General features: G+C 40.8%; 14 protein-coding genes. 7 read left to right on the top strand and 7 right to left on the bottom strand.

Going from position 1 to position 20366, the window contains the following annotated elements:
- Nucleotides 1–10: 10 nt before the first annotated feature.
- A complete protein-coding gene (locus tag BGP76_RS05270) occupies nucleotides 11–1771 on the bottom strand; it encodes a DEAD/DEAH box helicase (protein WP_073118629.1) in 1761 nt (586 codons plus the stop codon).
- A gap of 345 nt (nucleotides 1772–2116) precedes the next feature.
- On the opposite strand from BGP76_RS05270, the gene BGP76_RS05265 reads away from it, so the two are divergent.
- Entirely contained in the window at nucleotides 2117–3655 is a 1539-nt protein-coding gene (locus BGP76_RS05265) for a GAF domain-containing protein (RefSeq protein ID WP_158584069.1), read from the top strand.
- 200 nt (nucleotides 3656–3855) lie between these two features.
- Nucleotides 3856–4425: a hypothetical protein gene (locus BGP76_RS05260; RefSeq protein WP_073118631.1), complete on the top strand. Its 570-nt coding sequence runs from the start codon at nucleotides 3856–3858 to the stop codon at nucleotides 4423–4425.
- Here BGP76_RS05260 and BGP76_RS05255 read toward each other — a convergent pair.
- The 3 genes from BGP76_RS05255 to BGP76_RS05245 are packed head-to-tail and all read right to left on the bottom strand — an operon-like array spanning nucleotide 4420 to nucleotide 7387.
- Complete coding sequence (locus tag BGP76_RS05255; protein WP_119843869.1) at nucleotides 4420–5967, bottom strand: GH3 auxin-responsive promoter family protein; 1548 nt, start codon at nucleotides 5965–5967, stop codon at nucleotides 4420–4422. The genes BGP76_RS05260 and BGP76_RS05255 overlap by 6 nt on opposite strands.
- A 58-nt stretch (nucleotides 5968–6025) precedes the next feature.
- Entirely contained in the window at nucleotides 6026–6871 is an 846-nt protein-coding gene (locus tag BGP76_RS05250; RefSeq protein WP_119843868.1) for a universal stress protein, read from the bottom strand.
- A gap of 51 nt (nucleotides 6872–6922) precedes the next feature.
- A complete protein-coding gene (locus BGP76_RS05245) occupies nucleotides 6923–7387 on the bottom strand; it encodes a DUF2383 domain-containing protein (protein ID WP_119843867.1) in 465 nt (154 codons plus the stop codon).
- A 308-nt stretch (nucleotides 7388–7695) separates the two neighbouring features.
- On the opposite strand from BGP76_RS05245, the gene BGP76_RS05235 reads away from it, so the two are divergent.
- Nucleotides 7696–7944 carry a Rho termination factor N-terminal domain-containing protein gene (locus BGP76_RS05235; RefSeq protein ID WP_073120501.1) on the top strand — a complete coding sequence of 83 codons (249 nt, stop codon included), beginning with the start codon at nucleotides 7696–7698 and terminating at the stop codon, nucleotides 7942–7944.
- A gap of 117 nt (nucleotides 7945–8061) precedes the next feature.
- On the opposite strand, the gene BGP76_RS05230 is transcribed toward BGP76_RS05235, so the two are convergent.
- On the bottom strand, nucleotides 8062–8250 hold the full coding sequence (locus BGP76_RS05230) for a hypothetical protein (RefSeq protein ID WP_119843866.1): 189 nt from the start codon (nucleotides 8248–8250) through the stop codon (nucleotides 8062–8064).
- Nucleotides 8251–8385: 135 nt separating this feature from the next.
- On the opposite strand from BGP76_RS05230, the gene cdd reads away from it, so the two are divergent.
- On the top strand, nucleotides 8386–8796 hold the full coding sequence (cdd, locus tag BGP76_RS05225; protein ID WP_119844328.1) for a cytidine deaminase: 411 nt from the start codon (nucleotides 8386–8388) through the stop codon (nucleotides 8794–8796).
- 1 nt (nucleotide 8797) lies between these two features.
- Here cdd and BGP76_RS05220 read toward each other — a convergent pair whose 3' ends face one another.
- Complete coding sequence (locus tag BGP76_RS05220) at nucleotides 8798–9754, bottom strand: acyl-CoA desaturase (RefSeq protein ID WP_084190388.1); 957 nt, start codon at nucleotides 9752–9754, stop codon at nucleotides 8798–8800.
- 503 nt (nucleotides 9755–10257) lie between these two features.
- Between BGP76_RS05220 and BGP76_RS05215 the strand changes: the two genes are divergently transcribed.
- Nucleotides 10258–11898 carry an ABC-F family ATP-binding cassette domain-containing protein gene (locus BGP76_RS05215; protein ID WP_119843865.1) on the top strand — a complete coding sequence of 547 codons (1641 nt, stop codon included), beginning with the start codon at nucleotides 10258–10260 and terminating at the stop codon, nucleotides 11896–11898.
- A gap of 39 nt (nucleotides 11899–11937) precedes the next feature.
- Here the strand turns inward: BGP76_RS05215 and BGP76_RS20230 are convergent, their stop codons facing one another.
- On the bottom strand, nucleotides 11938–12108 hold the full coding sequence (locus tag BGP76_RS20230) for a hypothetical protein (protein WP_158584068.1): 171 nt from the start codon (nucleotides 12106–12108) through the stop codon (nucleotides 11938–11940).
- Nucleotides 12109–12547: 439 nt separating this feature from the next.
- Here BGP76_RS20230 and BGP76_RS05210 point away from each other — a divergent pair, with 439 nt between their 5' ends.
- Nucleotides 12548–13222: a hypothetical protein gene (locus BGP76_RS05210; RefSeq protein ID WP_073118647.1), complete on the top strand. Its 675-nt coding sequence runs from the start codon at nucleotides 12548–12550 to the stop codon at nucleotides 13220–13222.
- A gap of 17 nt (nucleotides 13223–13239) precedes the next feature.
- On the top strand, nucleotides 13240–20364 hold the full coding sequence (locus BGP76_RS05205; RefSeq protein ID WP_119843864.1) for a T9SS type A sorting domain-containing protein: 7125 nt from the start codon (nucleotides 13240–13242) through the stop codon (nucleotides 20362–20364).
- Nucleotides 20365–20366 lie beyond the last annotated feature (2 nt).

Here is a 20366-nt window from a genome sequence, read left to right as displayed (position 1 = left end):
TCTTAGAACCTTATTTACGGCGTTCTCTACTGCCTCTACCACGGGATCCTCCACCACCGTGCCCACCACGAGAATGGCCTCCACCGCCTTTGAATCCACCTCCGCCACCACGGAAGTCACGTCTACCACCTCCTGGACGTCTGCGTTGACCGCTAGACTCAGCGACTCCTCCTTCAGTCACACTAATGGCTCTGTCGTCAAACTCAAAACCCTTAAACTTATCTGTAAAGCTAGAAGACTCTGATTTTCCAATTTCTACGATTGTCTTTTTCTTCTGAAGATCGATGTTTCCAACCTCACCTTTTTGCATGCCCGTCACCTCGATGATGATGTTCATGATATCCATTTTACCGATATTGTCAATCTTACCAATGTTAATCGTAAAGTTGTTGAAACCTGATCTAGCTCTACCACCCGTGCTTTCTCCTCTATCGTCCGACTTAGAAACACTCATGTCATTGAGATCACTGTTGTCGTTGAGATGCATGTTTTTCAACTCCATCGTCAACAATTTGTCGATCAAGTCCTCTTTAGATAGTCCCTCTAAATTCTTGTTTACAATTGCCTTGAGTTCTTCGGTGACCGTATGGTCTACATTTTGTTCCACGAGCTTTTGCGCCCATAAATCTACGCGCATGTTAGCGATTTCACTACCTGAAGGCACCATAACTCTTTCGAATTCAATACCTAGGGATTTCTGAATCTGATCAAGTCTGCGCTTTTCTCCTTTAGATACGATGGCAATAGATATCCCCTTCTTGCCTGCTCTCGCTGTACGACCACTCCTGTGTGTATAAAACTCTGTTTCGTCTGGTAGTTTGTGATGAATCACGTGCGTGACATCATTCACATCTATCCCTCTCGCCGCTACATCTGTTGCGATCAAAAGTTTTACTCTGCGCTCTTTGAACTTCTTCATCACCATGTCGCGCTGGTTCTGACTTAGATCTCCGTGCAATGCTTCTGCCCTATAGCCCACTCTACTCAGTTCATCAGCCATTTTTTGGGTATCAATTTTAGTCCTACAAAACAATACACCAAAGATATCCGGTTCCATGTCTACCAATCTTTTGATTGCCTCGACTTTATCCGACTGTCTTACCACCATATACTGGTGCTCGATATTTTTATTTACCTCTACACCACTCTTTACTGATATCTCATGTGGCTCGTGCATGTAGTTTTTGACCATCGTGCGAATGGCTTTGGGCATAGTAGCCGAAAACAACCAAGTCGTCTTCTCGTCTGGCGTTGATTTGAGGATCACATCAAGTTCCTCTTTGAACCCCATGTTGAGCATCTCATCTGCCTCATCCAAAACGAGGTAGCGGAGGTGCTTTACGTCCAGTACTTTTCTATTGATCAAGTCTACCAAGCGACCTGGAGTCGCTACCACAATCTGTGGTTTGCTCTTAAGTTCCTTGATTTGATTCATGATAGGTGCGCCACCATAGACACACGCTACCTTCAGTTTCTTGCTATATTTTGCGAAAGACTTGAGTCCTTCTGCGATTTGCTGTGCTAGTTCTCTTGTTGGAGACAAAACGATACCCTGACAAACGTTGGTATCCTCCTCTGTCAATTCTAATAATGGCAGTCCAAAGGCAGCAGTTTTACCTGTACCTGTCTGTGCCAGACCTATAAAATCCGCCTGTGATGAAAGTAAAAATGGGATGGCTTCTTGCTGAATCTCGGTAGGAGTGCTAATTCCTAATTCAGTTAGTGCTTGAAGAATTTTTTCATCAAGACCTAATTCCTTGAAAGTATTCAATATGTATTTGTTAAATGAGGCGCAAAGGTACAAAATATAGCGCTAGTAATCTAACTATCTGCTAGTTATATACAACTCTCTGTCACTGAACCCCATTCATAAAATCTCATGAACCTGTACAGCTCTTCGAATAAGAAGAGGGTATTCTATGAGCATCCCAAAAGTGGAATAAATCAACGATAAAAAACTTCAATAGAGGCAAGTTATTTTATTGATAACCTATTATTTATAGAACACCGATATTTATCACATAATTAGTTTCACTCTGATTTTGTTTCGTGTTTTTTTGGTAGATTAAACGTTCAGTATTGTTGTTGATTCGAGAAAAAACAAAACCAGATGGAAATGAGAGGGTTACATTTAACCGACTATAAAATACAGTCAAAAGCGGTATACCGTTCCCTCCTACTTGGTCATACAGCCATTGCATTTTTATTGTTGCTCACAGATATTTTCGTCGATCTTAAATCAGGGCCACTATGGCTCTACTCAGGTTACTTTGTCCTATGCTGTAGCGCTACAATACATGGCTATCGTAGTGATGAGCAAATCAAGTCAACTAGAGCCTTGACGCCATTTCTTATACTGGTGATGATCGAACTTACATTTTTTAATTATCCTGCTTCTTATAACACAATCGTCTTTTGGATGTGTTTTGTTCCTTTGGTAGCGCTTATTGCACAAGGTATTCGTGCCTCACAATTATGGGTTGTTATCGTATTCTTGAGTTATGTGGGTAACTCATTTTACATCCATTGGATCGCAGGTGAGGCTTATGCGATAGAGGTGTATATCATACCCACTGCTATTGGAGGAATCATATTTTTCTCTGGACTATTAATCTCCATATATGTGCTATACAATTTGTTAGGTTATGCGTATAAATCCTCCGTCGAAAAAAATGAAGAGCTCATAGCTCTCAAAAATAATCTTCAAGCTAAGACTACTATTTTGGAGGACTATCACGCAGCGATGATGGATTTGACAAGAAAAAACTTAGAAAAAAAGGGCAACACCGTTATGATCGAAGAAGTTTGTCAAGTGCTTAACCGATTATTGAATTTGAGTCGAGTAAGTATTTGGTTCTACAATCTAGACAAAACAAAGCTTCAGAGGCAGTTTCTATTAGACAATGGAAAAGTGTATCGAGAAGAAGTCAGTTTAGCTGTCATTGACTCTCCAAAATACTTTTATGCACTAGAGCATAAGCCATTCATCACAGCCCCACTAGCACAAACCCATGAAGACACATCTGAGTTAACCAAAGGGTACCTCAAACCTCACAATATAAAATCCATGCTAGACTGCCCGATCTATGAGGACAGATCGGTCATAGGTGTGATCTGCTGTGAAAACAAAAAGTATGTAAGAAATTGGAGTGCAGAAGATGCCCTGATCGTACAATCACTCGGGGATTATTTATCAACTCAATACAAAAACGAGCAAATACTTCAACTCATGAATCAGCTCAAAACACAAAACATAGCATTACATGAGCAACGGGATGAAATCTCTAGTATGAACAAAGAGCTACACACCCTGAACCAAAAACTAATCGAAACGAATGGTTCCTTAGAGTCTACCGTCACACAAAGAACACAAGAATTAATTACTCAAAATAATCAACTAAAAGAGTATGCCTTTGTCAACTCTCATATGCTCCGCGCTCCACTGTCCAACATACTGGGTCTATCTAATCTCATCAAATTAAACCCCGCCTTTTCTAAAGACCCTGAGCTTATACATGCCCTCTATCAATCTACAAAAAACTTGGATGAGATCGTTCGAAAAATCAGTGCAACCCTCGAAGACGGCAGCAACCTTACCCGAAAAGACATAGACTACATCATCAACGAGCAGTTTAAAAAATCCGACACAGATTAACTATTTGACCTTTAGTCAGCTATCATCATTTAAGTTTCTAATAATCAGGAGGCAATACAGATTAAACCCAGCATTTTTGCGTTGAATAGAAAAGTGTCCCAATGATTAGAAGATTCAAACACGTAATCTCCACCCTCATTATTCCCCTTGTTTGCTGCATATGCTTCACTCAGGCAAGCTATGCACAGACTCCCCGTCCTATGAAAGTAAACCTAGAGAACATTAGCGATCCCCGTATCAAAGACAGTTTCATGAAGGTAATGGAAAAATACTTTCCATTACACACCTATGAGGTCACGCTAAAGCAAAAGCCCATCAAAACCTCTACGATGCAGGCTCAGCCAGTCATTACTTTTGGAGGGTTGTTCACGGGAGTGAAGCGCTACCGCATCAAACTGGCCTACTATGTACGTGATAGCGAAAACATCAAAGTATCCGAATTGCCCGATGATGTTCTTACAGGCTGGTTTGCCCATGAGCTAGGTCACGTCATGGACTATGCCCCCTACTCCAACTGGCAGATGATTGGGTATGGATTTAAGTACGTCTTCTCTAAAAAATTCAGAAAGCAGGTAGAATACAAAGCAGACTACATCGCGATCGATTATGGTTTTCACAAAGAGATCGTAGCGTCCAAGCGTTTCATTCTAAACAATGACATGTTGGAAGACGACTACAAGGACAAAATCAGTACCTACTACATGTCCATCGAGGAGGTCAGAATGTGTGTAGAGAACAAAACACCGATCGAACCAACGGTAGAGTTATAATGAGGGCACAGTCAGTTTTGACTCGACGAACTGAATCATAGACTGCATTTTTTCCTCAGACATTACTTTTGGTGTCTTCAGTTGCCCTCCTTTTTGCTTGGTGATTTCTAAGTAATCGTAATACAACTCTTTATTGATTACTTTCACATTGATCCCTGAGAGGGCTTTGGATCGAGCGACAGCATAATTCTTGTTGGCATCTTTTAGTTTCTCATCTAACTGATTAGCAAATTGAAGCGCCTCTACGTTTTGATCTGTGACGATCACCCACTGATGAATATAATCTCCACTTTCATTCTTGATGGCTCCTACAGCATACTCGTTGACGCGGACGTTCATTGAGGAAGAAACAGAAAGAATCGCTTCGTCCATTTTCTCCTCCGAGAGCTGAGAACCTACGACATTGAGAAAGAACTTGGTACGCCCCGTAATCTTGATTTCTATGGGGTCTAAGCTGGTAAATTTAATCGTGTCTCCTATCACATAGCGCCATGCACCTGCACAGCTACTCACGATCAATACATAGTCTTGATCTAGCTCTACCTCATCTAAGGTGTGAGACACAGGTTTTTCTAGTAGTTCACCATACTCATCGACACCACCTGTACCGAAAGGTACGAACTCATAGAAGTAGCCGTGTGATAGTGCTAACTCCATATCCATCGCACCAGGTCTGGCAGTATAGGAGAAAAAACCCTCAGAAGCCAAATAGGTATCCATGATAGTTATCGGCTGGCCAGATATTGCTTCGAAATCCTTTCTGTAGGTCTCAAAAGCCACACCACCACTTGCATACACCGTCAAGTTGGGCCATATCTCGTGGATATTCTTCAGTCCATGCTTTCGGATCACGGTTTGCAACATGAGAAGCACCCATGACGGGATACCTGCGATCACGCCGATATTCCAATTGGGCGCCTCTTCGGCGATGCGCCCGATGCGCTCATCCCAGTCACTGATCGCTGCGATCTCTTTGCCTGGACGGTAAAACATCCCATACCAATCTGGAAAATTGCTCACATTGATTCCGCTGATTTCACCTTCCAGATACCCTTCTTCGTGCCGTTTTAAATCCGCACTACTACTCAGCATCAGTATTTCACTCTCAAAGAGATGTTCTGGAAAATCAAAATTAGGAATCGCTTTGACCATGCTCGTACCTACATCTCTCATACTCTGTATAAAATCAGATGTAATCGGGATACGTTTGCTGGACTTGCCTGTCGTACCGCTACTTAGTGCAAAGAAGTCTGGTTTTCCCGGCCAGGTGATATCTGGGTACTTCTGCTGCTGGCCCCACCAGTCCTCGTGCATCTGATGATAGTCGTAGATAGGTACAGTCTGCTGATAGACTGCTATGAGATCTTCCGCTTCTAGCAAGGTGGTGAATCCATAATACTTACCAAAAGCCGTATCCTTAGCCTTGTGCATGAGTTTTCGCAGTTCTTCTTCCTGCAGTTCAGCGGCTGACTTTCCAGTCTGAAAAGTCAACTTCTGATTCAGTTCTATTCCATTCTTGATTAGGGTACCTATTAGAGACATCGTTCGTACAGTTAGTTCATGGATTTATCAACATGGCTGGATTGAAAGTAGCAGTTCATTACATCGTCACAGCTAATACAGGTTTATCTACGTGATTGATAAAATCTTCAGTATCACTACCGTATATCAACCGAGCAATTCCCGAATCTCCTTCAGAAATACTAGCCACCACATCGATATGCCACGCTTCGACAAAAGCCTGAACTTGCTCTACTTTCTGGCCACTTTCTATTACATGAACTTTGTAGTCTGTAAAGCCATGAGCCCGTGCAAAATCCTCTAATCTATCCGAGATACTTTTATGAAGCAAGTCATGCGGTTCAGTGACATGCGCGATGTGCACATTCATACGCATGGCCTCTGCAAACTCCCGAATGCGCGCAATACTCTCTGTACGATAATCTCTGATCCCTACCAAGACCAGCAATTCACCGCCAAGCGAAATCTTCTGATTGTCTTTGATGACCAAAGTGGGAATATCTGCAATCCGCATAGTTCGGGTAGCATGGTTTCCTTTGAACCACTCCGCTATGGAGGTTTCTCCACTACTCCCCATGACGATCAAATCAGCTGGGTGTTCTTCGAGATGTTCCTCTAGCCCTTCATTATAGCTTCCAAAAGCGAGAAAAGATTTCACCTCTACTGATGCTGTATCAAGCTGCTCGGTCAACAGCTTGAGCTCTCCTTTCATTTTCCGGATCAACTCAGACATGAAGTGCTCTTCTTCATTAATCTCTTGTTGTTTGGCAACTAAGTCTGCCTTGGGCAACACCCCTACCGGGGCGGGTTCATGGATGACATGCAAAAGACTAATGTGTGCTCCAGTGCGGCTCGCTATATCCAGAGCTACCAACAGGCCAGCTTTGGACTCAGGTGTAAAATCAATCGGAACTAATATGTTCATGCTTTTGTGTGTTATGTAGTGATAGGATTAGTGAAATGACATTGGTGAAGGTTACTTCTCCAGAAAATTGTAAGCCTCTCGCGTCTCTTGCAGTTCGTTGATCAGTATGCGCGACTCAGCCAGCTGACTCTCGAACAGAAACTTGATAAACACATCTAACTCGTTATCTTTGGACTGTAAGACTTCCTGATACATCTCGATGAGTTCATCTTCTCTTTGGATACAAAAACCAAGAATTTCACCCTCGTCTCGTTGCAAAAAGATATGTTCAACTTCTATCGCTATTTTCTCCCAAGCAGCCTTCAATCTATCTTTGACACCCATGGTATGCTCCTCAAAATCTACATCTACGAGCTTGCCAATATCCGTTAGGAACTTGGACTTACGCTCAGCCAATACTTTCATTTGGTTGGTCATCGGCTCATTGTGTATGCGTGAAGAAGCCTTTTCATAAATCTCCTTGGCAAGCAAGAGTTTATCGATCAAGTTTTGCAATTCAGGTGTTAGCGCTTTCATATATGAATAATCTTTTGGTGATACAAATAAAGGTGCTCGTTGCACCTACTAGTCTGTATGCCAATAAGCATGCCTATGCCAACATGAGCTCCTCTGGCTACTTCTAACCATCTATGCGTAGCATACCGAGTCAGATTCTCCACAATTCGCACCTCTAATTGTAGACATTTATTCACACCTCCTTTTTCAATCTCCCCAAAAACAATGACCAAACAAAGACTGAGACAGACAAACCATAGACTAACCAAAGCGGCATGATTATTTGACGCTCTACCATGACTTTTATGTTTCATCTAAACAATACAACCATGGCTAAGCATCACGGATCATCTATCATGAACAACGAACAGTATGAGGCACTCCGAGACAAAGGAATGAGTAAAGAAAAGGCAGCTCGCATCGCCAACACACCCGACAGCGGTACAAAAGGAGGACATGCCTCCAAATACGAAAAACGAACAAAGAAAGAACTCTACGACCAAGCCAAGAAAATAGGAATCGAGGGACGATCCAAAATGAACAAACAGCAGCTCATCGCTGCACTACGAGAAGAATAAGCTCAGATAGTAAGTAGTATTAGGTCAGTGTCACATCTTCTACTTCTTTGTCGTCCAACTCATCTTTTAGTTCGGAAGAAGAGGCAAGACCCAGCTCATCACTCTATATATAATACTTCAGGTCTCCAAAACTGTTATCAGTGATCTATTCATCCAGATCTTCTCCAGTACTGCTTCGTTATCTTGATCAAACTCAAAAGCTACGGTCTGCTCATAAGACACATCGATAGAGATACCATCTAAGATATCTTCCAGATCACAACTACTACAATAAGTAAATTTAACAGGCCTACTAGTTACGTTCAAATTAAAAGCACCTTCTCAATCTTTAAAAAAATCATATTTCAGACCTGAAAAGAACACCTTGTCTTTCGATATTGTTGTAAGCCTCACTCCATTATTTAAAAATACCCTATATATTGGGATATAAATATGCAATCCATGTCCGACAAAAAAACAGAGCAACTGATAGAGCAAGCCAAGCAAGTGGCTCGTCACGCCTACTCTCCTTATAGCCGCTTCAAAGTGGGCGCGGCGTTGATGGACCAGTACGGCAATATATACAGTGGGTGCAATGTCGAGAATGTTTCATTCCCCTGTGGAGTTTGTGCAGAGACGAGTGCTATCGCTCAGGCCGTATCGAGTACTGGATCAGCAATGAAAATAGACACACTAGTGATCTATACGCCGACCGCTTCGATCACTTCACCATGCGGAAACTGTCGTCAGGTCATCCACGAATTCAGTACGTCTGCGACGAAAGTGATCTGCGTATGTAACGAATCAGTTCAGCTCACGCTGTGCATCGAGGAGCTACTCCCCCATGCCACCAACATAAGCTTAGATAAATAGTCTAGGCAGTAACGGTCTTTACGCCCAGCGATCGCATCATCCTAAAATGATCTAAGATCGCAGCTACGAAAGTCCTCTTAGTATGATATGGAATACCATATTTTTCGGCTGTATCTGAGACGATGACTGACAGCTTCTTATAGTGTATATGGCAGACATTAGGCAACAGATGGTGCTCGACTTGATAGTTTAACCCACCAATAAACCATGAAAACAATCGGCTATTCGGTGCATAGTTACTAGTAGTTGCCAACTGATGTACAGACCAGTCATCATGAATCATTCCCTCTTCGTCAGGCATAGGAAAATCCGAACTCGGCATCACATGAGCAGTCTGAAACACGATAGAAATAAACAACCCCGTCATAAAGTGCATCGCTAAAAATGCTACGATAATCAACCATGGTGCCAATGGCACTACAATCAATGGAATAATCAATGAATAGGAATAATACATCACCTTAAGTAATACTGTTTTAAACAACTGCTTTTTAGCCTCGTGTTTTTCAGTAAAAAAGCCCATTTTCTTATAACGAGGGATACGAACAAAATCCTTAACCGTCACCCAGATCAAAGTCAAAAATCCATAAAAAAACCAAACATAAATATGCTGGAACTTATGAACGGAATGATATTTTGTATTAGGTGAAAACCTTAGAAAGAAAGGCATGTTGATGTCGTCATCTGCGCCTTCTATATTCGTATAAGTGTGGTGAAGCACATTGTGCTGAATCTTCCATACGGCCGCATTGGCTCCTATGAGATTGATAGAATATCCGATCCACTTATTGATACTGTTTTTGTTAGAGTATGAACCATGGAGCGCATCGTGCATGACCCCCATACCTATACCGGTCATCCCGAGTCCACTAATCATATACATCCCGAATAGCATCCATGGAGTAGTGACCAAACCTACGTTCATGATGATTAATGGGATAAAGAATAAAGAAATCATAAATACCGTCTTGAATACCATCTTGCGATTGGCATATCTACTAGTATCTTGATCTGAGAAATATTCCCTGATTTTACTTCTGAGCTCATTAGAGAAGTCAGCGTGCGAGGTGGTTTTGGAAAACTTAAGATGCTTGATATACTTGTTATTTAGGACGATATCTACCGCTCATTAGCGTGCTTTTAAAGATGCCATCATGATTAAATATTAACTACTTTATAGGAAGGTTACTACATACGTAGCACGGCAAGCTACTCCTAATCAACCGTAGGACAAGCCATACCCTAGGATATAATGTTAACTCAGTGAATTATCATCATATATTGATAGCTAATCATACAATAACACAAATACAATACAGATACTTAGAAGTCAAACAACTACTATATTTTCGATTTAGGAATACAACTTTGCCCTAGTCAAAAAAACAGAGTCGTATTACACCACTTCCATAGATTTTCCTTTCAGGGTTTCCTACCTTCGCGACTTAGTTAATACACGATATGATTTCAGTAGACGCAGTTGGGGTTGAGTTCAGTGGCACCACCCTATTTAACAACATCAATTTCAACATCAACCCCGACGACCGCATTGCCCTCATGGGCAAAAATGGAGCAGGCAAGTCTACCCTTCTCAAAATTATTGCTGGCAAAGACAAACCCACCCATGGCAAAATCTCTGCCCCCAAAGAAGCCATCATAGCCTACCTCCCACAGCACCTATTGATAGAAGATGACTGTACGGTATTCGAAGAGGCAACCAAAGCATTCTCTGAGATCGTGGAGATGAAAAAACAACTCGACGACTACTCGCTACAACTGGAGACACGTACTGATTATGAATCAGAAGCATACAGCAAAATCATAGAAAAAGTCTCCGAGCTCAGTGAAAAATACTACAGCATAGAAGAAGTCAATGTAGATGCTGAAGTAGAACTAACCCTACTCGGACTAGGGTTCGAAAGAGCAGATTTTACCCGACCAGCCAGCGAGTTTAGTGGAGGGTGGCGTATGCGTATTGAACTCGCCAAGATACTCCTCAAAAAACCAGACCTCATCTTACTCGATGAGCCGACCAATCACCTCGATATTGAATCTGTACAATGGCTCGAAGACTTCCTCAAAAACGGGTCAAATGCTGTCATGGTGATCAGTCACGACAAGACCTTCGTGGACAATCTGACCAACCGCACTATAGAGCTAACGGGTGGGCGTATCTATGACTACAAAACCAATTACTCCCACTATCTAGAACTACGCCAAGAACGCCGCGAACAACAGCAAAAGCAATTCGATGATCAGGCGAAACAAATTGCCGACATCCAGCAATTTATAGACCGATTCAAAGGCACATATTCTAAGACACTGTCTGTCCAGTCACGCGTCAAGATGCTCGAAAAGATGGAGATCGTAGAAGTAGATGAAGTAGACACCTCAGCACTCAACCTTAAGTTCCCTCCTGCGCCTAGATCAGGTAACTATCCAGTCATAGTCGATGAACTTAGCAAAAGCTACGGAGCCCATACGGTATTCAAAGATGTGTCTCTGACCATAGCCCGAGGCGAAAAAGTAGCCTTCGTTGGAAAAAACGGACAAGGTAAATCTACACTGATCAAAGCCATCATGGGCGAAATCAAACATGAGGGAGACCTCCAACTTGGGCACAACAGCCTCGTAGGCTACTTTGCACAGAATCAGGCCGCACTACTGGATGAGAAACTATCGATATTCGAGACCATAGATGAAATCGCGAAAGGTGATGTACGTTCCAAGATCAAAGACATCCTAGGCGCTTTTATGTTCAGTGGTGAAGCCATAGACAAAAAAGTCAAAGTACTCTCTGGAGGAGAACGTACACGACTGGCCATGATCAAACTACTCCTCCAACCCGTCAATCTCCTCATACTTGATGAGCCGACCAACCACCTCGATATCAAAACCAAGGATATTCTCAAAGATGCGCTCAAGGCCTTTGAAGGAACTATTATTTTAGTATCTCACGACAGAGATTTCTTAGACGGTCTCGCATCCAAGGTTTTTGAATTTGGAAATCAGAGAGTCAAAGAACACTTCGAAGACATCAATGGCTTTTTGAGAAACAAGAAAATCGAAAACCTAAAAGAAATTGAGCGCAAAACGATTTAAGCCTATTTTTCAGAGCTCCAATCAAGTCTATAAACAGGCTTAAATCCCACCAATATTCAGAATAACATCTGTTTTAGGAAGAGAGATATTAACCTTTGAAGGAGCCAAATCTGCAGACTTATCGTTATCGTCTTCTAACAAAAAAATAGCAGAAAGACATATCATTATATTGGCTAGCATCAAGAGGATCGGAAGTTTCATTTGTTTCATCGCATGGAAAAGTTCAAGGTAATAGTACGACTCTATTTATTCATACTTTTACCATTTACGAACCCACCAACCTCATTGGATTTTATAAACCTTAAGTTTTTTAACTATTATTTAATCTCTCCCCATTTCTAAGCCCTATCCTCTACCATTTCTGAAGTTTATAGACTTTTTTCACCTCATCACCTCATAAAAAAGCAACTCGTACGTTGACTATATATATCTTACACGCTTTCACAAGTCAATTATCATAAACATCTAACAATCTTACTGTTAAAATATAATGGCTTAATAATTAAGTAATTTGACAGAGATTTGAAGTATCACTTTACGATTTTTGGATTGAACTTTTTTTCAGAGTAAAAGAAAGTGAATAACTTTAATTTCGATTTCCAGAAGGGAGATCATTTAACCTATTTTTTTAACCTAACCCCTTTTAACTATGAAGCAACTTTTCATGGTTCTATTGGTATGTTTTCTGACCAAGCAGGTTGGCTATGCTCAAGAATTAGATCTGGGTAGTAGTGAGTCATCTGGTATTAGCTCAGGAAATCTATTGATAGAAATCACAGGAACGCCATTCGCTAGCAGTTCCTTATTGAGTTTTGGCGAATTCAGAGCCAAGTATGTTGTCTCAGATCAAATCATTGTCCGAGTGGGCATGTATATGGATCTGAACAACAATCAGACAAAACCCGACTATGTCACTGACTACAGCACCTACAGGGTTACACCTGGTGTGGAGATTCAGCTCAGTAGCACTGGTGGGTTTCGTTCTTATGTTGCAATAGATGCTATCGTTGGGCAAAAATTTGCCAATGTAAAAACAACGACTGGCTCCTCTGTAACAGGCACAACGCAAATCCCTAACGGTAACAACTACTCTTTCAGTCAAGGTTCGCGTGGCTACTTCGAAGCAGGTGCTGCTTTATCTGTAGGTGCTGACTACCATTTTGGTTCTCGTTTTTATGTAGGTATGGAGGCTGGATTTACGGTCAAGACTACCATGTATGACGAGATTCAAGTAGATGGAGCGCCCTACCAAGACGGCATCACCTACAACAGCGGAGATTTGCTCATTAGCAACTCACTGCGATTTGGCTTTATTCTATTATAACCTAAAATTCCTAATCGATGAAAAAATTAAACTTTAAGCTTAGAGAGTTCGGGCTTAGGTTGTTGGTCTTTGGCATAACTATGCTCAGTATCAATGCAACAATAGCCCAGACTTTTACGACAGATACGCCTCCCACAGTGGAAGTGAAATATGCCGGAGAATCCGACACCTATACCTATCAAGGAACTGGCTTTGATCCAGGTACTACATTTATAGTATATCATGGAACGCTTAGTGAAAACACTGTCTTGGGTACCAGTACAACGCAAGACGCTGATACTGACATAGTGTTTAACTGGCCTGATGGTGACATGAATATCAACGTGTCAATCGGCGCATTCTCTGGTAGTGACTTTGATGCGGATCCATATACTGAAATCGTAGCAGGGTCATCGTCATTGTTCGATATTGACAAGTCAACACTCGATATAACAGATGTAGAAGACGATCTCGGAGGGTCAATATCTACTGCATATCCTGGGGACGAAATCAAGGTAAATGGCACACTATTGAATATTGACCTTAGTAACTACAACTATGCGGTATCAGTAGGTGATGGTACCAACGAGTATTTGCTCGAAAACCTAAACACTGACGACATTGACAATACCGCTGGAGTCAAAACTTTTGAAGTCACAGGCAATATCCCTACAGGTATTGAATATGATTTAGATGAAGTAACGCTCTATGCTTATGAAAAGAGTGCTACCGCACCACTGTTAGGCTTGAATCTATCTAACGATTTTTCACTTTCTGGATCTACTGATGATTTTGATGTAGAAGGTGGGGAAGAAGATGTCGCTACAGGAGTTCTTTTTGATAAAGACGAAGAAAGAAGCATCACATCAGAAGCTATGTATATAGATTCCGAAAACGGCACTATTACGTTGAGTTTAGCTAGAGGTCAAAACCTTATCAGTCCAGCAGGGACCGATTTGGTGATCGAGTATAGTACCAATGGATCAACCTATAGTGAGCTTTCTAGTATCACGATGAACGAGTTGACAGCTATCGGTAGTGGTCATACGACAGTAGAATTAACTTCTTTGCCAGCTGGGATTGCTAGCAACACTACACAGTTTAGAGTCAGACAAGAGGGCAACAATGGTCTCAACCTTGATACATGGTACTTAGTAGACATGAATATCTCAATTGAGTCTAATATAATTAGCCAGAGTAGATTTAATCTCGATCCTCAGACTTTAAATATACCAAGACCTAACATCACGATTGATGCTATAGCTACTACACCAATCTATCCGATGACTGAACTGACTCAGACTTGGACTATTGATAATGGAGCATTCCCAGCAGCTACAGAAGCAAAATTAATGCTTTCAAGAACCGGAGATGAGGAATATGATTTAGTCCTAGCAGACATTACAGATATTACTTCTGGCACTGTGACCTTCGAAGCACCGATACTGCAAGCAGGCTTTTATGGTACCTACATTGCTGTAAATGGTGAAAAGTACAATTCTTCGCTCACTATGGACGGTTTAGGACTTACGATAGATGACATCAACTTTACTGACCCGATTACGATAGCAGGTGCTGATTATGGTTTTCCTGGAAGTAGTGTAACGGTAGATTTCACTGTATCAGGTGTACCGGGTGCAGGTGCAGAGCTCATGCTAAGCGTCTATGACAATGATGAGATGGAGTATTACATGATAGGTGCTAACTCTACCGTGGTAGAAGGTGCAGGAACTATTACCGCAACCCTACCTCAAGATTTTGACTATGGCACTACACCGTCACTTGAAATCAGTATTACTACAGGGGTTTTCAATAACTCTTCTACAAGCCAAACACTGCTAAATGAAAGCTGGTCTGGCAGTGAAGGTCCTTCAAGTTTAACATTCGAGGGTATCGAAACGTATAATAATGCCGAAACATCCATGGTATCAAGTAGCCAAAGAAGTATAACTACCGAAGCTTTTGATATGAGGTATGGAGGTTCGCTTCAATTCTATTTTACAAATTCTGTATTTACATCCCCTTTTGATGTAATGATAGAAGCCTCTACCGATGGAAGCAACTGGGAAGAAATTGAATCTAAAGCGATTAGCGCTAGTGGTTACGACAATACTGGCTTGATCACCTTACCAAATCACCTTTGGTCAGAGACTACTTCCTTAAGGTTTGTGTACAACAAGAATGGAGAGTCTGGATATCAGGAGAACATAGTTGAAGTTTACTATGCGCTTGTATACTCGGCAACCTTTATGGAAACTTCTAATACTACTTCTGTATTCAACCTACTAAGACCATCACTGGATGTGGAAGAGTTGGACCACTCCTCGTTCTCTTTAGGGGAAACAATAACAATCAACTACAACGCACAGAATTTCCCAACAGGAACTGAGTATGCTGCAGTTTTAGAACAAGGAGATGCATACTATGTACTCGGAACTAGCAATGGACAAAATGCTTCAAGCATTAATGCTGTCATGCCTAGTCTGATTCCATTAGACCCAGAAGAAGCAACACCTGATTATGACATTGTGGTTTACCCATACTCCCCTACTACTGCTGGAGGAGACTTCTTAAAAGGAGAAACAATCACTTTGGAAGAAATGAATCAGTTCGTATCGGTAATGGGAGTAAATGGTACTGTAGATTATCAAGATATAGAATTCACTAGCTCTGGTGAGCGTTTTGTCGTCACTGAAGCATTCGATCTATCAGGAGGAGAATCGGCTACCTTATCATTTAACTTTAGTAGCTATACAGGTCTAGATATTCATACAAACAAAAACGTAGTACCAAGGCTAGAAGCATCTACTGATGGATCTACTTTCCAAGTGATCCCTGTCTATGAACTAGAAGACGGAGAAGATCAAATCTATGATGACGGTTTACTGTACTTGTCACAAGGTTATGCTGTGGAAATTCCTTCAGCATTTTTAACAACTTCTACGAGCTTCCGATTTGTGCAACCCTTGAATCTAGGTACTAATCAGAATGGATGGGAAATTTCAAACCTAGCTATTAAACTAGATTTAGGCAATGCACTTGATGACTACCTCTACACTACGGTAAACAATCCTATCGATATTGATCTGGATGGACCTAATTTGACGCAATACACTTGGTCGTTGACAGACTTAGATGATGCGGTTTTTAATGGAGAGGATTTTGATTATAACTGGGACACCAATGAGAACATCACTGAGCCAGAATTGTTCCCAAGTGGTACGACCTTCATCTTCACCATGGATGAAACAGACCCAGAAACGAACGAAAACATAGTCTTAGGCTCTACTACCTCATTAGGAACTTCCTCAGGAACAGTGCCTAGTTATGTTGAAAATGGCAACTATGATGTATACATGTCTGCGATGGTTACAGTGGATGGAGTAGACTATTACCTCTACGAAGACGAAACTGTAGGAAGCCTTGAAGTCTTCTTAAGAGCTGTTAGAACTACTTTTGTTTTTGACGAAAACGACGTATTCTATGCAGGTAACTCTGCGACATTCAGCATTGAAATCGAAAACGATGAAAGTAATACTGCAGGCATAGACGGATTATTCGCCAACCTATTGGTTATTGATTATGATGGAAATGATGATCTATTATTAGCCACTCAAGAAGGGGTAGATAACATTACTGTTGACCTCCCTCCTTACTTACGTGGTGGCAACTATGAATTTCAAGTTATGCTCACTGAGGGTGCTTCATTTGGAGAAGCAGGGGACTTAGCTAATTTTGATGACGCAGCTGACCCTATGTCTATTGGTGGAGACTATTATAATAGTGGAAACTTTCAAACAGTCATAGAAACAAGAGATTTCTATGAGTCTAACTTCTCGTATAACACTAATAGAACATTTTCTTGGAACTATGAATTTGATCCTGTAACTGCAGCAAGTAGTTCAAGTAACGAAAGAATGGCTTTCCAGTATTCTAAAGATGGAGGTAATTCATGGTCTACGTACACTTATTTTAATGGACCAAATACTAGTAGTTATTCTCCCAACTTGAACTACTTCATTGATGGGACTTATAATAGTCCAGCAGGTACTTATAATGAAAGGGTTAGGTTCAGATGGATAATTTATGATCCAAATGAAAGTTACATTCCTACGGCACAAGGCAGTACCTTAAAGTTGAGTAATGTAGAAATTGCTAGCTACGCTTCCAGCATGGAAACTAGCACTTATTATTTCCCTACAGGTGCAGAAATCAGAGACGAGGTATCTTTTGATAATGACTTTGGCAGAGGTTTGATTTCAACTAAGGAGTTTAAAGCTGGTGATCTTGAAAGATTTGAGTTAGTTTCTTTTGATTTAAGCTTTGAAGAAGTACTCAATAACATGGCATCTAATCAAGTCCTTGTTTTTGAATACTCTATTGATGGTGGTTCTACTTATACTGAGGTTTCTTCTTTCCCCAATCAAAATATCTATGATGACCTATTTGATGGTGAAGAAGAAGAATTAGATAATGAAACTTTTGAGTTTGTTGTCACTAACGAGATGAAGTCAAATGACGTAAAATTCAGGTTCAGACAAGAAGAAAGGAACGATATCGACGTGTCTATTGGATTCCTTGAGTTCTTACCAGCTAAGATTCTTCCATTCGACTATATCAGTGACGATCAAACGATTGCAGAGCAAGCACTTTTGGTAACAGCTATCGCTTCGGAAGAGGCTTGTCATGAAAGTGAAGTAACGCTGAGTTACGAAGTTCGTGGTAAATTTGGCGCGGGAAATATAGTAACTGTTAACTTTAAAGATGGAGATGGCAGTACAACTGCTTTGAGTGGCTATGAGTTCAGCATCGTAGAAGGAACTGGTGACATTAGTTTCAATCTCCCATCAGACATATTAAGTTCTGGAGATAATAATGCGTTCTTCCTATTTAACCTTGAGGCTGAGGATAACACCTACGAAGACATCGATGAAGATTTCGAAGTGACAGGTGTCTACTCTGATTTCAATTTAGAGGTAGTTGCTCCTATCCTATTAGATACAGATTTTACAATTGAGGATCAATTGCTATGTGATACACAAGATATCATGGTGACTATTGATAATGTTCAAAACTACTTTACTTATCAGTTGATCAATAAAGAGGATGGTAGTACCCTAGGTGCCCCATTGACTTACGATCCAGAAGTAGATGAAACTGAAATTAATATCGGTGCATTGACAGACCCTATAGAAATAGGATTGATGATAACTTCTGCTTCTTCTACAGGTACAGAGTGTAATACAATCACATCAATCTATGAAGATGAACTAGTAGTACGACCTAGTTATGTTCTATATAGAAGCCGTGATTATGGCGACAATTATATAGTCAGTGCAACTGGAAACTCAGAAACAATCTGCGAAGGAAGTTCTAGAGTAGAATTAGCGGCAGGTAGAATCTCTAGCAATAGTACTTCTGTGTCTATGACTTCTAGTGTTGAGTGGTTTAGAGATAATATCAACACGCCTGTAAGCACGAGTACATACCTTACATCATTCTCTCAATCTGGAGAGTACTTTGCAAGAGTAAAAGATGGAGATTGTATCTATACTACCGAAACTATCACGATCACAGTGATCGAAAGTCCAGAAAGACCAACCGTAACTGTAGTAAGTGGTGACCTAATTGCCTGTGAAGGTAGCATAGAAGTAGTACTAGAAGCTCCAGAAGGTTTTACTCAATACGAGTGGAGCGGTGGATCAATAAATGGACAAGGCACTAGAACTGTGACAGTAACAGAAGCAGGATCATACAGTGTAAGAGTTTCAAACCAACCAGCAGGTTTAGGTTGTGCAAGTCCATATTCTCAACAAGTCATTGTAGAGGACGTTGCTTTACCAGAATTCACAACAAAAAACAGTACATCAACTTCTACTAGCTATAATATCTATGAAGGAGATACTAAATACAGTTGTGAAAACTATACTCTATACTTCTTTGAAAACAATTCATATGGAAATGATGGAACTGTTGTAATCTACCAAGATGGGACAGAGATTGCTAGAACACATAATAACTACTACGTAATCAATACATCTGGTATTTACCGTGCTGAATGGATTAGTGATGATTTAGATATCTCATGTACTACGTCTACTGGTGAATTTGAGATCATTCTATTTGATGAAATAGATGTTACTCCGGTATTAACCGCTGATGGTTCTCTCGAAGTATGTGAAGGTGAGTCTATCACTCTATCAACTACAAGTGACGCTCCACATTTCACTTGGTATAGAAATGGTAGTGTAATCAATAGTTCAGAAGGAGGGGCTAATACGATTACGGTCACCCAAGAAGGACGTTATCAAGTGATGGCACACGCTACTGATGAAGTGACATGTAGTGCCAGTGATTTATCAAATGTGATAGAAGTAAAAATAAACTATCTACCAGCTACTAACATCTCTTTTGGTAATGAGAAAACAGATTGTACGACTGGTGACGTCACTGTAGATGTATACAACACAGATGCAAACCTTAGCTATCAACTAACAGATAGAGAAACAGGTCAAAATGTAGGGTCTGCATTCTCAGGAAGTTCTTCAGGAACGGTTAACGTAACACTTTCAGGTCTAGTTGAACGTACATATTTGGGTGTAGAGGTTAGCTATACAGATGGTTCAGGCTGTTCGGATAAAGCTGATTATGTTGACAATATCATACCAAATAGTGTCATGTTAGAAATAGAAGGCAACACATTAATGGCCACTATTTCTGGTAATCACTTGGAATATTCATGGTATAGAAATGATGTATTATTGAGAAATGCTACAGGTACTTCTCTATCTATAACTGATGCCGCTTCATATACCATAGAAGTCCTATTCGAAGGTGGTTGTACACTTACTTCCAATTCTGTAGATTTAGCACCTAGTGCTCCAGCTCCAGAAGAAAGCGGTAGACTCAGTGTCAATACAACTACCTTCCCTAATCCAACGACTGGTGATCAACTCAATGTGGAAGTACTAGGTACCAACTTCGGAACCTATACTGTTAGCATCATGAGTATGTCAGGGCAAGTAATGGTCTATGAAGAATTGGATAAAAACGTAGAAGAGTTTACAAAAACTATTTCTGTCAGCCACCTTCAGAGAGGCTTGTATAACCTACAAATCAAGAAAGGTGATGAATTAGAAAACATCAGAATTCTTAAAAACTAAGT

It is taken from the genome of Reichenbachiella sp. MSK19-1 (assembly GCF_003590315.1).
In the GTDB taxonomy this organism is placed as follows: domain Bacteria; phylum Bacteroidota; class Bacteroidia; order Cytophagales; family Cyclobacteriaceae; genus Reichenbachiella; species Reichenbachiella agariperforans.
This window is presented reverse-complemented; position numbering and strand designations above follow the sequence as displayed.

Excerpts from the sequence above, each read along its gene's own strand:
- BGP76_RS05265 (WP_158584069.1), top strand. The coding sequence starts at position 2,117 with ATGAGAGGGTTACATTTAACCGACTATAAAATACAGTCAAAAGCGGTA.
- BGP76_RS05260 (WP_073118631.1), top strand. The coding sequence starts at position 3,856 with ATGAAAGTAAACCTAGAGAACATTAGCGATCCCCGTATCAAAGACAGT.
- BGP76_RS05255 (WP_119843869.1), bottom strand. The coding sequence starts at position 5,967 with ATGTCTCTAATAGGTACCCTAATCAAGAATGGAATAGAACTGAATCAG.
- BGP76_RS05250 (WP_119843868.1), bottom strand. The coding sequence starts at position 6,871 with ATGAACATATTAGTTCCGATTGATTTTACACCTGAGTCCAAAGCTGGC.
- BGP76_RS05245 (WP_119843867.1), bottom strand. The coding sequence starts at position 7,387 with ATGAAAGCGCTAACACCTGAATTGCAAAACTTGATCGATAAACTCTTG.
- BGP76_RS05235 (WP_073120501.1), top strand. The coding sequence starts at position 7,696 with ATGGCTAAGCATCACGGATCATCTATCATGAACAACGAACAGTATGAG.
- cdd (WP_119844328.1), top strand. The coding sequence starts at position 8,386 with ATGTCCGACAAAAAAACAGAGCAACTGATAGAGCAAGCCAAGCAAGTG.
- BGP76_RS05220 (WP_084190388.1), bottom strand. The coding sequence starts at position 9,754 with ATGATTTCTTTATTCTTTATCCCATTAATCATCATGAACGTAGGTTTG.
- BGP76_RS05215 (WP_119843865.1), top strand. The coding sequence starts at position 10,258 with ATGATTTCAGTAGACGCAGTTGGGGTTGAGTTCAGTGGCACCACCCTA.
- BGP76_RS20230 (WP_158584068.1), bottom strand. The coding sequence starts at position 12,108 with ATGAAACAAATGAAACTTCCGATCCTCTTGATGCTAGCCAATATAATG.
- BGP76_RS05210 (WP_073118647.1), top strand. The coding sequence starts at position 12,548 with ATGAAGCAACTTTTCATGGTTCTATTGGTATGTTTTCTGACCAAGCAG.
- BGP76_RS05205 (WP_119843864.1), top strand. The coding sequence starts at position 13,240 with ATGAAAAAATTAAACTTTAAGCTTAGAGAGTTCGGGCTTAGGTTGTTG.